We start from the raw sequence: 15,059 nt of genomic DNA on the forward strand, positions 1-15,059 counted from the left end.
TAAGGAGCGAAGAGACAATCTGATCTCTTCGCTCGCGAGCAGTTTAGTTTACCGGCGTTGCCTCAATCACCAGCGTTTCCAGCGGTTTCAGCGTCACAACCAGCGGCTGGCTGTAGTCTTTGGCTAATGTCTCGTTCTGGCCGTAAACCTGTTTCAGTGTAAAGCGCGTCGCCTCGCCGTTCGGCACTTCAAAGCTCTTACTCAGGTCGAGATAGTAGCTTTGCGGCTTATCCGACGGGTTACGCAGACCCAATATCGCTTTCTCTTTACTCCACGATGCCCAGCCGTAAACCTCAAGCTGCGTCGGGTCGCCGCCAATCCAGTGGCTGTCGACCAGTACGTTGCTGTTCGCCCGGGACCATTTCGCCGCGTCGGCAAGTGTGTCCCATTTGGCATTGTTCAGCATTGACGGTGTGATGTAGAGCTCCTGTAGCTGCGTGCCGGTGGCGAAGTAGCTCCAGGTCTGGTCCGCAAAATCCTGGTCCGTTTGTACTTTTTCCAGCCCAAAATAGGCATGTTCGGCGCTGACGATGCCGTGGTACATCAGCGAGTTGATTGGGAACAGCGGGCCTTTACGCACGATGGAGCGGTAAGTTTCCGCGTCGCGATAGGTTATCCACTGCTGCACCGGCGAACCTTTACCGTAGACGTTGATATCATCCCCCTGACGCCAGATTGAGTCGGCGTAGAACAGCCAGGACGGGCTGGCGTTGGTGCCGGTCGTCAGGTTGATAAACAGGTCTTTGTTGGCGGCACGCATGTTTTTGATTAGCTCAATGGAGGCATCAAAGTCAGAGGCGTAGGGGCTGCCTTTGATATACGAGTTCGCATTGCCCATGCCGTCGAGCTTAAACGAGGTGATATGTTCGTTTTTGATAAGCCCGATGATTTGCTGATTAAAATTGTGGAAGTAATTTGGGCCTGAGAGCGCAAATTTGCCGTCTACGGTTTCAAAGCCGTTCTCTTTGGCGTGTGAAACGCGTACGTCGCGGGGTTTGTTGTAACCTCCCCACGGTGACAGCCACAGCCCCACGGAAGTATGCAGGCCGTCGGCTTTCTCTTTGATGGTGCCAAAGCCGTGCTTAAACGCCGGGCCAAACAGCCATTTTCCGGTTAAATCATCCCAGCCGTCATCCAGCAGGAAGCCGTCGAGCTTCACGCCCCGCTTGCTTATCAACTCGCTGGCATATTCATCCATGCGGGTCAGCACGTCTTTCTCGGTGTAGGGCGTAAAGAAGCCGATGTCCATCCAACTGTTGTAATGCAGGTAGGGCTGGTAAGGGCGCGGCCGCATGGCGTTGATAAACTCATTAAAGCTTCGGCGGAGCTGGTCGGTGGCTTCGAATGTCCCGAAGTAGACCGTATAGGTCACCGGCGCGTCGGTTTTAATCGGCGTTTTAAGTTCAACGTTCAGGTTGGTGGTGGTCTCGTAGGCGTAAGTATTCACGATCGGCTTTTGCGGCAGCATATAGAAACTGTCCGCCACGATTGGCGAGCTGTTGATGGCGCCGTTGACATAGGGCGCCTGAGACTGGCCTTTGGTCGGGAAGAAGGTGATCTTCGCGACTTCGCGAGGCTGGCCTTTTGCCTGGAGCCTGTAGTCCACCGCCGCGTATTTTCCCTTCAGCAGCTTCAGGGTCACGTTTACCGAGAAATCGTCCCGCTCGTAATCAATCTGAATGGCGTCTGCAGTTTTGCTGACGTTTTTGATTTTAAAGTCGGCGGTATGGATAACTTTTTCGTCCGGCAGCGTCAGGAAAAACAGCTCGACGGGAGCCAGTTTATGGTCGGAGAGTCTGTCTTTTACGACGACCGCTGAGCCTGAATCATCGAAAGAGACGGCAAGGTTAGCGTTTTCCAACTGGTACTGAGCCGCCAGTGCGGCGCTGCTCATGAACATCAGCAGCAGGGAGCTTTTTATTATTGTCTTCATCAGAGGTCCTTACACCGGGGAGTTATAGCGCCGCTTCTGACTCCGGCAGCAATTTATTTGCCGAGCCGCATACCGCGACTTTGCTACGTACGACCTCTTTCATCGCGTCCATGCCAACGCGCATGTAGTAACGAGGATCGTTGCCTTCCGGATGAGTGCCAAACCATTCCTTCACCGCGGCGGCGAAAGCGATTTTTAATTCCGTCGCCACGTTCACTTTGCATACGCCAAGCTCGATGGTCCGGCGAACAAACTCGTCCGGCACATCACTTGCGCCGTGCAGCACCAGCGGGACGCTGACGACGTCGCGGATCTCACCCAGCCGTTTGAAGTCTATTTTCGGACGTTTGGTATACAGGCCGTGCGCGGTGCCAATGGCAACCGCCAGGCTATCGACGCCGGTGAGTTCGACAAAGCGACGGGCTTCCTGCGGATCGGTCAGAAAAGCGCTTTCCTCATCCACGTCCATGTCATCTTCCACCCCGCCCAGGCGGCCCAGTTCAGCCTCGACGCTACAGTCGTTGCGGTGGCAAAACTCGACCACGGATCTCACCAGTTTCACGTTTTCAGCAAAGGGGAAGTGGCTCCCGTCAATCATGGCACTGCGCACGCCCGCGTTAACCTTACGGCTGATGTCCGCCAGGCTTTCGTGATGATCGAGGTGCAGCGCCAGCGGCATGCCGTAGCTTTCGGAATAGGCGTGGCACAGCGCGTAGATCTCTTCAAAAGCGATGTGTTTAAAGGTGCCCGGTGTACCGGCAAGTATCACCGGGGAGTGCAGTTCTTTGCATACTTCAAGAATCGCCTGGATGGTTTCGGCGTTGTGAATATTAAAAGCCGGTACCGCATAGCCTTTGGCCTGCGCGTCCTGAAGCAGATATTTCGTGGAGATAATGCTCATGATGAACCTCTCAGCCTTTCCAGGGATGAATGACGACGCCTTTCACTACGCGATTAACCGTCCCGCTGACGGAAGGTGTGTCCGGCGTAATGCCTGCTTTAACGGAAGAGGTGAGCGCGAAGACCTGGGCATACATCAGGAAACAAAAAGCCTGTTCAACGTCGAGGAACGTGCGGTCTGCGGCAGGCAGCAGGATATGCGGGCCTGATGCTATCTCGGGGCTGGTGGAGGCCGAAATGGCGATTGTCTGCATGGCCAGGCCGTCGCGGCGCAGCTCCGCCAGGAGATCCAGATCGTACTGGCGAGTGTACGGATCGCTTGAGACCAGCACGATCGCCAGCGTCTTATTATTGACCAGGGATTTTGGGCCATGCCTGAAGCCGGTTGGCGTGTCATAAAACGCCGCCAGCTTGCCGGCCGTGAGTTCAAGCACCTTCAGAGAGGCTTCCCGCGCCACGCCCTGCAGACCACCGCTGCCCAGGTAGACCACGCGTTCGTAAGGAAGATCGCCAAAGGGAAGCTCGCTGAAATCTCCCTGCGAGTGAATGATTTGGGCGCAACGGTGCGCGACATCCTGAAATGACTGCGTGTTGATAACGTCCGGGGCGAAAACCGCAAGGCAACTGGCCATCATGGTCGTGATGCTGCTCGTCATGGCAAAACCGCGATCGTGCGTTTCTGCAGGCATCAGCAGCGGCAGTGAACGGTTGTCCTCCAGCGCGCTGCGGTAGAGGCTACCGCCCTCATTACAGGTGATGGTCATGTGATAGCAGGACTTCACGAGCTGGTTGGCAAGTGTCACCGCAGCCACGCTCTCGGGGCTGTTACCGGAGCGGGCAAAGGAAACCAGCAACGTGGGCTGGTCCAGGGAAAGATAATCCAGCGGATTGGTCACCAGATCGGTAGTGGGGATGGCAACAAACTGTTTGCCGGTATGGCGAGACAGCCAGGGGGCAATGATGTCGCCGATGAACGCCGAGGTTCCCGCTCCAGTAAGGATAATTTTCAACTTGTCGGTCGCAAGTATCGGAGCAAGGAAGGCGGCTATCTCGTCGCGCGTGCGGTCGATCTGTTGCAGGGAGCGGACCCAGCTTACGGGCTGCTGGCGGATCTCTCTTTCAGTCCAGGTCGTGTGGCTGCGATCTACGGCAGCGGAAGTTTCACTCATGACTAAGTCCTTAGCATTGCAGCGTCAGGTGTCGGCTTTTTATCGCCATCATCCTTTCGTTTTGTTTCATTTGATGGGGGTTGGTGCTTAATAAAAATGTATAGAAAGGGTTGGGCAAGATCAACATGCAAAATGAAATAAAACGAAAACCATGAGGTGGATCTTTGTTTTGCATTAATGCAATGTTTTTAAAGTGTTTATTAAAACAAGGGGAAATTAAGAAAAGAAAAAGAAAGGCCAGTGGCGGAGCCAGCCACGGGCCAAAGTGATACATAATGAAAGCGGCAGGGGGCGCCGCCGGCATTAAACGGGATTCGAAACCGGGTAGAAATGCCCCGGTTATTTGCCTCAGATACCTTCTTCGCTGGGTTCCGTTGCCCGGTAACGCGCCATTTCGTCGACCAGGCTGGTCAGGCCGCGGTGCCCGCACTCCAGCGCCATCTGGCGAAACTCGCTGCCGTTTAAGCCTTCCCGCTCCAGTACCATTTCCAGCAGTAGCTGCAGATTGATGCCTGTGACTACCTCGCGTCCTGGCTTCTCAAGCGCCAGCGTGGAGGCAACCCGGAACGGCGTACCACCCAGCAAATCCGTCAGAAAGACTAATCCTTCGCGTTCATCAAGCTGGCCGATAGCTGCCTGAAATTGTTCCGTAAGCCGTGCCGTGGAGGAGGTTTCCGGGAAATCGATGGCGATAATCTGCGGCTGTTCGCCGAGGATCTGTTTCATCGCCAGCTCCATCCCGCTGGCAAAACCCCCGTGGCCGCTCAAAATGATGCTCAACATCTGCTTTTCTCCTTAGAGGAAGTGAAGGAACTTCCCGACGACGGCTAAAACGACAGTGATACAAATCAGGCGCAGAGGACTCCAGCCGCGCCGTACCAGGGCGTACATTGCCAGGGTATACACCAGCGGTAAAAACGCAGGCATCAGCTTGTCGATGACGTCAGCCTGAAGTTTAACCACCGCATCCCCGGCGGTAATTTCAAGCGTAGTGGACAGGCGAACATAGGTTGCAACAAGAGCGCCGATAACGGTCATGCCGACAATGGAAGCGGCATGACCGACCTTGCGTGTATTCGCTTTGATTAACGGAATGGCCGCCACGCCCATACGGTAAGCGTAGTGCGCCAGGCCGAAACGCAGGCCCAAATGCACCACGTTAAACAGCACAATAAAGACGATGGCACCGAGTATTGACCCCTGAAGTGCCAGGCTGGCGCCGATCCCGCCGCAGATTGGCAGCAGCGTCAGCCAGAACATCGCATCTCCTATGCCACCGAGCGGTGCGCCAACGGCGATTTTTGTGCTCTGGATGCTGTTCACGTCCTGTTTTGAGCGTTCCATCGCCAGAATAATGCCGATCACAAAGGTGACCAAAAACGGGTGAGTATTGAAGAACCCCATATGCCCCTGCATTGCCCGGGCGAGGTCCCGTTTATTGGTGTGGATTTTTTTCAGCGCAGGCAGTAAGCCGTAGAGCCAACCGCAGGCCTGCATACGCTCGTAGTTAAACGAGGCCTGCAGCAACATTGAACGCCATGCCACGCGGTTGATGTCTTTCCGGGTTAGCTCCGCGCCAATTGTCTGATCTTCATAAATATTGTCATTGGTGATGATGTTCTCAGGCTCAGTGGCCTGTGAAAGGGTTTGGGTATCAGATGCCATCTTCGAATTCCTCTTTCTGGACGCGAGCGGGCTGCGGTGGCGTCGGGTCTTTACGCATCAAATCCATCAGGGCTAGCGCAAGCGCGGCGGCGGCAATCGCCAGCACCGGTAGTTTCAGCCAGGCTGCGCCGACAAAGCCGATGATGAAATAGGGGATATAAACGTTTTTCATCATGATTTTCAGCAACACCGCAAAACCGATAGCCGGCATGATGCCCCCGGCGACGCCAAGCCCATCAATAAGCCGGGCAGGCAGCATATCGATGGCCGTTTTGGCATGTTCGGCCCCAAAATAAATGGGTAAGAAGGCGCACAGAAAATAGAAGATGCCGAGTGCGAGCATCGCCAGGTAGTTAATGCGCTCAATGCCTTTGGTATCGGCGTTCGCCGCCATACGGTCGGCCCGAGCCATTACGCCGGACATCACGGAGAACAGGAAGGTGATGCCCATCTGCACCGCAACCGCAAAAGGCACCGCGACACCAACGGCCACTTCTGGCTTCACGCCGGTGGTAATGGCAAAAGTGGTGCCGACGATGGTGCCGATAATGACGTTAGGTGGCTGTGCTCCGGCGAGGGGGGCCAGGCCCATCCACACCAGCTCCAGCGTGCCGCCGGTTAGAATACCGGTATGTAAATCACCCAGAATAAGGCCAACCAAAGGGCCAAGAACGACGGGACGGTGCATATGGGTCAGGCCGTTGAACATATCCAGACCGGCGACAAAGGCCAGCAGTCCCAGAGCTATCGCTTGCAGTAAGCTGATTTCCATAGCAAATACCTCAGAGAAGTTTATAGAGATCCTGAGCTGATTCCGTCGGTACACCCTGTACAAAACATTCGACGCCGGCCTGCTTCAGACCGGCGAAGGCAGCGATGTCCTGTTCATCAACCGACACGGTTTTAGCAACCTGCTTTTTACCTTCGACGTAGTGCATGTTGCCGACGTTGATGCGCGTTACCGGTACGTTGCCATTCACCAGCGTGAGGAAATCCTGCGGATTTTTGCAGACCAGCAGGATCTTCTGGCGATCCGCCGCACGGTGAATACTGTCGATGACTTTTTGCAGCGGCCAGAAACGCACCGCAATCCCTTCTGCCAGCACCATCTCCATTAAGTTCTGCTGGATGGGATCTTCGGCCACCTCATCATTCGCGACCAGCACCAGGTTTGCGCCGGAAAACCCGACCCACTGCACGCCAACCTGACCGTGGATCAGGCGCTCATCAATGCGGCTTAAGACAATATTTGGCATGGTATTTCCCTTATTATCATTGTGTTAATGAGGAGACAGCTCACCGTGACAGGCCGCGTGATACTGGCGCAGCACATCCTGAATATGGTCGATAATCAGCTCATGAGGTTTAGCGGCCAGCTGTGCCTCTCGCACTTTGGCGTACTGAAGCGGCAGATACTGGCTGATTAACGGCAGTGGAATTGGTTCATGGGCAAGGTTCTTGACCAGCACATCGTAAGCTTCATCGATGTCACGATCTGGCCAGTAGTAGCGCACCCGGTCAGAGTAGCTATAGCCGCGAGCCAGCCGCAGAGCATCGCCGTTCCCGTGATAGTGCTGCTGCCAGTGCTCCGGATGGTCGAGCATGACGCTTTCCAGGACGTCCCTCAGACCGGAGCATTTGTGTGCCGGGAGAAGTTCTCGCTCTATAGCTGAGAGGGAAAAAAGGGCCTCACGCAGAGCAAAAGTCAGGGCCGGGCCGACTTTCAGTATCGCAAAGTGATCTTCCACTAGCTGATGCAGCGCCTGTGTAGTCTGGTAATCCGTTGAATGCGCTTCATAAACCATCGTGGGCGAAGCCTCAATCAGCTGGCTCAGCGCGCGGGCTTTTTCCGGCTGGTAGTCAATCACCTGGGTGTGGTCGAACTCGACGCCGGGTTGAACAACAAGGCCAATAATTCGCGGCCAGATCTCGCTCAGCCCCTGTTCAGAGAAGGCCCGGCGGTGAGCTTCCAGCGTGGTGTTTGCCGCCTGCGGCGTAGTAACGGCGAGTTCCGCAAGGGTTTCATGGGCGCCGCCTGGGACCGGCACCTCGGTACCGATGATGTACACCAGATCGGCATGGCCAAAGTGGTCGATACAGGTTTGCTCGGCAATCAGCGCCAGCCTGGCCGCCCGCCCGGCAACGACGTTATCCGTGAGCGGTACCGGGTCGTCTGCACAAGACATGCTGCAGTCGAGGTGTATTTTCTTGAAGCCTGCGGCGACATAGCTGCGGATCAGCTCTTCTGCATGGGACATCGCTTCTTCGGCTGTCCGGCTTTGCCAGCGGTTAGGGCCAAGATGATCGCCGCCAAGTATTAAGTTGGCATAAGGAAAGCGGTGCTGTTCCGCGAGCTGATAAACGAAACCGCAGAAATCTGCAGGCGTCATCCCCGTATAGCCGCCGTATTGGTCGACCTGGTTAGAGGTCGCTTCAATAAGCAAGCTGGTGCCGGCTTCACGAGCGTGGCGCATGGCTGCTTCAAGCACCAGCGGATGTGCGGAGCACACCGCAAAGATCCCGCGCTGGTTGTTCCGTTTGTGGCTATCGACAAATTCTATCAACTGTTTCACTTTCCTCTCCACGGCGATAGGTTAAAATATTGTCTTTCGATTCATTTCATTTTATCGTGCACGAATGATCTTTGAGAATAAAAAGAAAGATACTGGAATTGGGATCTGTTTCGCAAAAGAAACATAATGAAAGTCATGGGTGAGCGTATAACGCCTTTAGCACGCCGATTCCAGGGGCTTGCTTTCTGCTAAAAGAAAGGTGTTAATAGGCAAATAGAAATGAAACGAAAGATATATTGAAAGGTTACCCTATGAGCAATAGCGATACCGCAACGGACAAACGTATTCCGGGTACCAGCGAAAGACGCGAGCAGATTATCCAGCGCCTTCGCCAGCAGGGAAGCGTGCAGGTTAATGATTTATCTTCTTTTTTTGGTGTTTCTACCGTTACCATCCGCAACGATCTCGCGTTTCTTGAAAAGCAGGGCATTGCGGTTCGTGCCTACGGCGGGGCGCTGATTTGTGAGCCCGGCAGCGTGGTAGCAGAGCCTTCGGTGGAGGATAAAAGCTCGCTTAACACTTCCCTGAAGCGCAGCATTGCGCGCGTTGCAGCGGATTTGATCCAGCCCGGGGATAAGGTAATTCTGGACTCCGGGACCACAACGTATGAAATCGCCCGGCTGATGCGCCAGCATAAAGAAGTGATCGCCATGACCAACGGCATCAACGTGGCTAACGCCCTGCTGGAAGCGGAAGGGGTCGAGGTACTGATGACCGGCGGGCATCTGCGCCGTCAGTCGCTGTCGTTTTATGGCGATAGCGCGGAACAGTCGCTGCAAAATTATCATTTCGACATGCTGTTCCTCGGGGTGGATGCTATCGATCCGGAACGCGGCGTGAGCACCCATAACGAGGATGAAGCGCGCCTCAACCGCAAAATGTGCGAAGTCGCTGAGCGGGTTATCGTGGTGACTGATTCCAGCAAATTTAACCGCTCCAGCCTGCATAAAATCATCGATATCCAGCGCATTAACCGGGTGATTACCGATAAAGGTATTCCGGCGGATAGCCTGAGCGCGCTGCGCAAAAGCGGGATTGATGTGGTGCTGGTTGGCGACTAGCTTTTCGTTTCTGGCGGGCCTGCGTGACAGGGGAGATGAAACCCTCTATACTGCGCGCCGAAGCTGACCAGACAGTCGCCGCTTCGTCGTCGTCCTCTTCGGGGGAGACGGGCGAGGGGGAGGAAAGTCCGGGCTCCATAGGGCAGGGTGCCAGGTAACGCCTGGGGGGGAAACCCACGACCAGTGCAACAGAGAGCAAACCGCCGATGGCCCGCGCAAGCGGGATCAGGTAAGGGTGAAAGGGTGCGGTAAGAGCGCACCGCGCGGCTGGTAACAGTCCGTGGCACGGTAAACTCCACCCGGAGCAAGGCCAAATAGGGGTTCACATGGTACGGCCCGTACTGAACCCGGGTAGGCTGCTTGAGCCAGTGAGCGATTGCTGGCCTAGATGAATGACTGTCCACGACAGAACCCGGCTTATCGGTCAGCTTCAACCATTCAGAAACGCCCCGCACAGTGACAGCTGGCGGGGCGTTTTGCATTCAGAGACAATAAGATGAATGACTGTCCACGACGCTCTTCATAGAAAGAAAGCGGCTTATCGGTCAGCTTCAACGCGGGCTATTTTAGCGTTTTAAGCATACAGATTTCGCAGCTGTTGTGGCCGGTGTTGCCCAGGCTGCCATCGAGGTGTTTGAAACCGAATGCTTCGTAGAGGGCGACCGCTGAGCCGAGTTCATCGAGCGTTTCCAGGTAGCAGTAACGATAGCCGAATGCTTCGGCCCGCGCTATCGCCAGCGCCATCAGGCGTCTGCCCAGGCCCATGCCCGTCACGCCGCTGTCCAGATACAGTTTCTGTAATTCACAATATTCTTCACCTGCGCCCTGCAGGGGGGCGATGCCAACGCCGCCCAAAATTTTGCCTTTGTGTTCAACCACCCAGTAGCCAGAACCGAGCTTCTGGTAGGCGCCGGTCAGGTCATTCAGCGCCGGATCGTGCAGGCTGACGCCTTCGAGATGATCGATTTTGTTATCGCGGAAGCTTTGGCGGATAACTTCGGCGATAGCGAGGTTGTCCCCGGGGCAAATTGGCCTGATCTGAACCTGAAGATCCCGCTGGCGGCGGGCATTTGTCAGCGCGCGAGTGAGCGATTTGACCGACTGATAAATCTGTGGTTTTTAACTGTCTGATGCCAGGGATAGGGCCTGAGCGGTGAAGTCGTTAGCGTGTTCGGTAAGATCTTTAAGTACGGCAGCCCCCTCATGACTCAGGTTGAACACCGCGGCTCTCCCGTCGCTTTCATCCTGTGTTCTTGCCAGTAGATTGGCGTTTTCAAGACCGCGAAGCGTTCTGCTGATGCTGGATTTCTCCACGCATAGCCGGCGCGCCAGTTCGGTTACCCCGGCCGGTTCGCGATCGAGCTCGATCAAAATATGGCTTTGTAACGGCGACAGATCGGTGCCGCTGCTTTTCCGGTTCAGCATGCCGAGCTCTCGCACCATCTCACGCAGCGCGGAGCGGAATTCTTCAATTTCATTGGTATGCATAACAACTCACATCATTGAGGGAAACTTATTTGGTTAACACTGTTAACTAGTTTGTGTATCATACCGAAATTAAGCAGGTGGGCAAGTGACCAGGAGGGCAGGATGCAAAACAGAGAACCCGACACGACGGACAGAAGAATTGTGATCGGCACGATCGTTGCGGTGCTGTGCTTTTATATTGCGGTTGCGGTGGGATCGCTTTGAGCATTTGGCGGCAAACAAGTGCGCTTTACCGGGTATTTGCCATAATGACCCTCAAGTTTCACGGCGGCGAAAAATCATGATCAAATCCCTGTACATCGACAACTACCGTTCCGTACGCAAGCTTTCCATTGATTTGGGCAGGCTGAACGTGGTGTTTGGGCCAAACGGGTGCGGGAAGTCTAATATTTACAAGGCGATCCACCTGATCCACGGCGCAGGGAGTGGACAATTGTCTCACTGGCTTTCTGATGAAGGTGGGATCCAGAAAGCCATGTGGGCGGGAGAACGTGCCCGGGGTTACGCCAGCGCGCCGCGCAGGCTGACGCTGGCGGTAGAAACTGACACGTTTGAATATGAGCTGCAGGTGGGTTTCCCCGAGCCGCTTCCGTACCCGACGATGTTTGGCCTCGACCCTATCGTTAAAGAGGAGCAAATCTGGCTCAGTGGCTACCGGCGGCGCCCTTCTTCGTCGATAATGCAGCGGCGCAATCAGACTGTTTTTCTTAATAACGTCAACGGCGAAAAGGTAACTCACGCCGCCACGCTGTATGAAAATGAATCCCTCTTTGGCCAGCTCGGCGAGCCGCATTTGTACCCGGAAGTCTCCAGTGCCAGGGAGACGCTGCGTAACTGGCGTTTCTATCACGAGTTCGATATTTCCAAAGGGGCTGGCCTGCGGCTGCCGCAGGTGGGCTACCGCTCTCCGATTCTGTCCGGTGATGGCTTGAATCTGGCCGCGGCGTTTCAGACCATCGTCGAAATTGGCGACAGCGAGCTGATGTTTACCGTGCTGGATGAGGCTTTTCCGGAATGTACGTTTTTCTGTGATAACAGCGGCGGACGCTTCCAGATGATGATGAACCGGCAGGGGATTAATCGCCCGCTGGAGTCCGCTGAGTTTTCAGACGGCACGCTGCGTTTTCTCTGCCTGACGGTGGCGCTGCTTAGCCCGAGGCCGCCGCAGTTTATCGCCCTCAATGAGCCGGAAAATAGCCTGCATCCGCAAATGCTCCCGGCGCTTGCCCGTCTGATTGCTGAGGCAAGCCGTTACACCCAGATTTGGCTCACCAGCCATTCGCCCGAACTGGCTACTCTTCTCGAAAAACATACGGCGTTTACGCTATACGAGTTGGGTATTGAGAAAGGGGAAACTACGATGACCCAGCTCGCATAGCGCCTTTTTCCCTTCCCCGTAAGGAGAAGGGAAACGTAACGTTAAAGGCTACCGGCGATGGTGATGTAGTCGGTATAAAGCTGCGGAGCGCCGGAGAACGAAGCCAGTTCGCGCCATTCGTCGTACATCCTTTCGCTTTCCTGATGATCCTTCACGAACTGCAGTGATTTCTCCGTGGAGACGTCCAGTTCCGGGTGGAAAGAGTTCAGTGAGGCCAGGCTTTCTATCTCGAGCATCACCAGATACTGCTCCATGCGGTTGCCCCCGGTGCCTTTCAGCATATGGAATTTCCAGCCTGGATAGTCGTCGATGCGGTGGACGTTGTCGCGGATAAAAGCATCAAAAGTCTGCGCTGAGACGCCCGAGCGCAGTGCCAGATTGTGTAACCCCACGACGCGTTTAATCGGTTCCTGCCCGTCCCGCAGCCGGTAGTTTGGCCCGTCCGGCAAAGAGCTATGTTCGTTTTCAGCCAACTGCTGATAGGTAGAGAAAATCGTTGGCAGCTCGCCAAATGTCGCAAAGGTTTTCCAGGTGTTGATAAGCTCGACGCCCGCAGGATGGTCACGCCAAAAAGCACGAGCCTGCTCTGTTTGTTCCCCCTGGCTATCAATATAGCGTGAGTAGATGTCGGCATTGTCTGCTTCGTACAGCATCAGATATTGGTTCTGACGCTCGCCGCGCAGGCCTTTCAGTAGGGTCCAGCGCCAGCCCGGATAGGCTGGGATCTGCACGCCTTTGGCCTGAACAAAGGCTTCAAACGTCTCTTCGGTTACGCCCTTTTTCAGGTTAAGGCCCACATAGTGAAGACTGAATACTGCCGGTGATGATTGACTCATACAAACTCCTGTTTGATTAACGCTGGCGAGAAATAAACGGCGATCCTGAAGCCACAAGCAAAAGCAGCAACAGCGCACCGCTGAAGGTCAAACTGAGCCCAATGTGATGGGCGATAAAGCCAATCAGCGCAGGCCCTGCGAGCAGGCCGCTGTAGCCGAAAAGCGTGACGGCAGGGATAGCGAAATCCGCTGAAATCCCCGGCTGGTTACCGGCAGAGGTGAAGAGAATGGGAATAATGTTGGCGAGCCCGGCCCCGACCAGGATAAACCCCGGTAAGGTGCCCCAATGGGTGAAGACCAACAGGACAATCCCGGCGCCGGCAATGGCGCAGCCGAGGAGAAGCACGAGTTTGCTACCCAGGGAGCTGACCAGACGATCGCCGCTGAGGCGCCCAAGGGTGACGGTGATGGAGTACAAGGTGTAGCCGAAGCCCGCGAGCGAAGCGCTCATGCCCCGCTCTGAGGTCATAAATACCGCCGACCAGTCCAGCATGGCGCCTTCAAGCATAAAGACAAAAAAACAAAGTACCGCGATGACCAGCACGGGCGGATGGCTCAGGGCACGTAACGCCCCGCCTTTGCCGCTTGTGGCTCCCTTCTGTTTGGGCAAAATGTTCCGGGCAGACGCGGCGAGCAGCAAAGCCAGAAAAATGGCAATGGCGCACACGGCAAGCAGCGGTGTTGCCCCCAGCCACAGAAAGAAGCTGACGCTGCCGGCGCCGGCAATGCTGCCGATGCTGTAAAAGCCGTGAAAGCCGGACATTTTTGCCTGCTCGCTTTCCTGTTCTACCACCACGGCGTGGGCGTTCATTGCGACGTCGAGCATGCCGTTGCAGGTGCCGAACAGCAGCAAAGCCAGCGCCATGGCTTCGCGCTGGTCAAACAGCATCAGCAGCGGTAAATCTGCGGCAAGACCCAGGACGCTGAAGATCATCAGCCGGCGGCAGCCAAATCGTGTAATCAGGCGGCCGGTAAACGGCATGATGAGCATTGAGCCTGCGGCGATGCAGAAGAGCAGCAGGCCTAAAGCGCCATCGTTAATCTCCAGCCGCGCTTTGGCGAAAGGAATAAGCGGGGCCCACGACGACATGGCTAAACCGGCCATAAAAAATATGGCGCGTGTGGCATGCTGTTCCCGCGACTGTACGTCCGCCAGGGTTGGGGTTGAGTTTATGGTCATAGTAAGTTCGTGACTCAGGGTGTGGATTCACTCGCCTGTATTCGTCGTGCCCGGTCCTTCGGGCACGCGCGGTGGCAAGGGTTAATTGAGGCTTGCTGCTACCGAGAGGTAATCGGTATAGATTTGCGGCGACCCGGAAAACGAGGCGAGTTTTTTCCATTCCTCGTACATTTGTTTGGTGTCTCGGTGGGCCCGGGCAAATTTGGCCGCTTCGTCGGTGGCGATATCCGGCTCAGGGTAAAAGACATCCAGCGCCTCCAGACTGGCGATTTCCATCAGCACCACATACTGATCGAGTCGGTTACCGCGCTCCCCTTTTAACAGCCGGAACTTCCAGTCCGGGTAATCTTCAATCCGGTGATGGTTCTCCTCGATAAAGCGTTCAAACTGTTCGGCGCTGACGTTAGGGCGTAGCGCGAGGTTGTGAATGCCAATCACCCGAGCAACGGGGGGCTGTGTCTGGTAGCGGGGGCCAGGCTGGACGGTACTTTTCTGATTTTCGGCCAGCAGACGATAATCGGTGAACAGCGTAGGCAGTTCGCTGAAGGTACCGTAGCGGCGCCATTCGGCCAGCAGCGCTTCGGCTTCAGGATGCTGCCGCCAGAACTCGCGGGCCTGTTCAGTCTGGTTGCCGTCTGCGGCCATATAGCGATCCCGCATTGCCGCATTTTCGATTTCGAACAGCATCAAATATTGCCCGGCACGTTCGCCGCGTAGCCCGCGAAGTAGCGTCCAGCGCCAGCCCGGATAGCATGGAATATGCACGCCTTTGTTTTGCACAAAGGTCTCAAACGCCTGCTGGGTAATGCCCGCTTCGGTGTCGATCGCGATGTAAAACAGGCTGAAAACCGGCGTGGTTGAAGAGTGGTTCATGGC

The 15,059-nt window shown here is 55.4% G+C and carries 16 protein-coding genes and 1 other RNA gene; 3 read left to right on the plus strand and 14 right to left on the minus strand.

Features of this window, described 5'->3' with window-relative positions:
- Nucleotides 1-43: 43 nt before the first annotated feature.
- From VW41_01510 to VW41_01550, 9 genes are read right to left on the minus strand one after another with little or no spacing between them, the layout of a single operon-like run.
- Nucleotides 44-1,933 carry an enterotoxin gene (locus tag VW41_01510; GenBank protein ID AJZ87814.1) on the minus strand — a complete coding sequence of 630 codons (1,890 nt, stop codon included), beginning with the start codon at nucleotides 1,931-1,933 and terminating at the stop codon, nucleotides 44-46.
- A 22-nt stretch (nucleotides 1,934-1,955) separates the two neighbouring features.
- Nucleotides 1,956-2,834, minus strand: a complete 879-nt coding sequence (gene kbaY / locus VW41_01515) for a tagatose-bisphosphate aldolase (protein AJZ87815.1) — start codon at nucleotides 2,832-2,834, stop codon at nucleotides 1,956-1,958.
- 10 nt (nucleotides 2,835-2,844) lie between these two features.
- Entirely contained in the window at nucleotides 2,845-4,002 is a 1,158-nt protein-coding gene (locus VW41_01520; protein ID AJZ87816.1) for an aldose isomerase, read from the minus strand.
- 10 nt (nucleotides 4,003-4,012) lie between these two features.
- On the minus strand, nucleotides 4,013-4,306 hold the full coding sequence (locus VW41_01525; GenBank protein AJZ87817.1) for a hypothetical protein: 294 nt from the start codon (nucleotides 4,304-4,306) through the stop codon (nucleotides 4,013-4,015).
- 44 nt (nucleotides 4,307-4,350) lie between these two features.
- Nucleotides 4,351-4,785 carry a PTS N-acetylgalactosamine transporter subunit IIA gene (locus tag VW41_01530; GenBank protein ID AJZ87818.1) on the minus strand — a complete coding sequence of 145 codons (435 nt, stop codon included), beginning with the start codon at nucleotides 4,783-4,785 and terminating at the stop codon, nucleotides 4,351-4,353.
- A 12-nt stretch (nucleotides 4,786-4,797) separates the two neighbouring features.
- Entirely contained in the window at nucleotides 4,798-5,667 is an 870-nt protein-coding gene (locus VW41_01535) for a PTS system N-acetylgalactosamine-specific transporter subunit IID (GenBank protein AJZ87819.1), read from the minus strand.
- The gene (locus tag VW41_01540) at nucleotides 5,657-6,439 is read right to left on the minus strand and encodes a PTS system N-acetylgalactosamine-specific transporter subunit IIC (GenBank protein AJZ87820.1); all 783 of its coding nucleotides are present in this window, start codon (nucleotides 6,437-6,439) and stop codon (nucleotides 5,657-5,659) included. The genes VW41_01535 and VW41_01540 overlap by 11 nt, the downstream gene beginning before the upstream one ends.
- A gap of 10 nt (nucleotides 6,440-6,449) precedes the next feature.
- A complete protein-coding gene (locus VW41_01545) occupies nucleotides 6,450-6,923 on the minus strand; it encodes a PTS system N-acetylgalactosamine-specific transporter subunit IIB (protein AJZ87821.1) in 474 nt (157 codons plus the stop codon).
- 24 nt (nucleotides 6,924-6,947) lie between these two features.
- Nucleotides 6,948-8,240 (minus strand): tagatose-bisphosphate aldolase, encoded by a 1,293-nt coding sequence (locus tag VW41_01550; protein ID AJZ87822.1) that lies wholly within the window; start codon nucleotides 8,238-8,240, stop codon nucleotides 6,948-6,950.
- Between the two features lie 251 nt (nucleotides 8,241-8,491).
- Between VW41_01550 and VW41_01555 the strand changes: the two genes are divergently transcribed.
- Together VW41_01555 and VW41_23690 are read left to right on the plus strand one after the other, a co-directional pair.
- Nucleotides 8,492-9,301: a transcriptional regulator gene (locus tag VW41_01555; protein AJZ87823.1), complete on the plus strand. Its 810-nt coding sequence runs from the start codon at nucleotides 8,492-8,494 to the stop codon at nucleotides 9,299-9,301.
- A gap of 59 nt (nucleotides 9,302-9,360) precedes the next feature.
- An RNA gene (locus VW41_23690) (bacterial RNase P) lies at nucleotides 9,361-9,737 on the plus strand.
- 125 nt (nucleotides 9,738-9,862) lie between these two features.
- Here VW41_23690 and VW41_01560 read toward each other — a convergent pair.
- Both VW41_01560 and VW41_01565 read right to left on the minus strand, forming a co-directional pair.
- A complete protein-coding gene (locus VW41_01560; GenBank protein AJZ87824.1) occupies nucleotides 9,863-10,339 on the minus strand; it encodes a hypothetical protein in 477 nt (158 codons plus the stop codon).
- Nucleotides 10,340-10,420: 81 nt separating this feature from the next.
- On the minus strand, nucleotides 10,421-10,789 hold the full coding sequence (locus tag VW41_01565; protein ID AJZ87825.1) for a hypothetical protein: 369 nt from the start codon (nucleotides 10,787-10,789) through the stop codon (nucleotides 10,421-10,423).
- Between the two features lie 280 nt (nucleotides 10,790-11,069).
- On the opposite strand from VW41_01565, the gene VW41_01570 reads away from it, so the two are divergent.
- Entirely contained in the window at nucleotides 11,070-12,167 is a 1,098-nt protein-coding gene (locus tag VW41_01570; protein AJZ87826.1) for a RecF/RecN/SMC N-terminal domain protein, read from the plus strand.
- 41 nt (nucleotides 12,168-12,208) lie between these two features.
- Here VW41_01570 and VW41_01575 read toward each other — a convergent pair whose 3' ends face one another.
- The 3 genes from VW41_01575 to VW41_01585 all read right to left on the minus strand — a co-directional run bounded on the left by VW41_01575 (nucleotide 12,209) and on the right by VW41_01585 (nucleotide 15,056).
- Nucleotides 12,209-13,003 carry a hypothetical protein gene (locus VW41_01575; protein ID AJZ87827.1) on the minus strand — a complete coding sequence of 265 codons (795 nt, stop codon included), beginning with the start codon at nucleotides 13,001-13,003 and terminating at the stop codon, nucleotides 12,209-12,211.
- Between the two features lie 16 nt (nucleotides 13,004-13,019).
- A complete protein-coding gene (locus VW41_01580) occupies nucleotides 13,020-14,183 on the minus strand; it encodes an MFS transporter (GenBank protein ID AJZ87828.1) in 1,164 nt (387 codons plus the stop codon).
- Nucleotides 14,184-14,264: 81 nt separating this feature from the next.
- Nucleotides 14,265-15,056, minus strand: a complete 792-nt coding sequence (locus VW41_01585; protein AJZ87829.1) for a hypothetical protein — start codon at nucleotides 15,054-15,056, stop codon at nucleotides 14,265-14,267.
- Nucleotides 15,057-15,059 lie beyond the last annotated feature (3 nt).

Origin of the sequence: Klebsiella michiganensis (genome assembly GCA_000963575.1) — a bacterium.
Classification (GTDB): domain Bacteria; phylum Pseudomonadota; class Gammaproteobacteria; order Enterobacterales; family Enterobacteriaceae; genus Cedecea; species Cedecea michiganensis_A.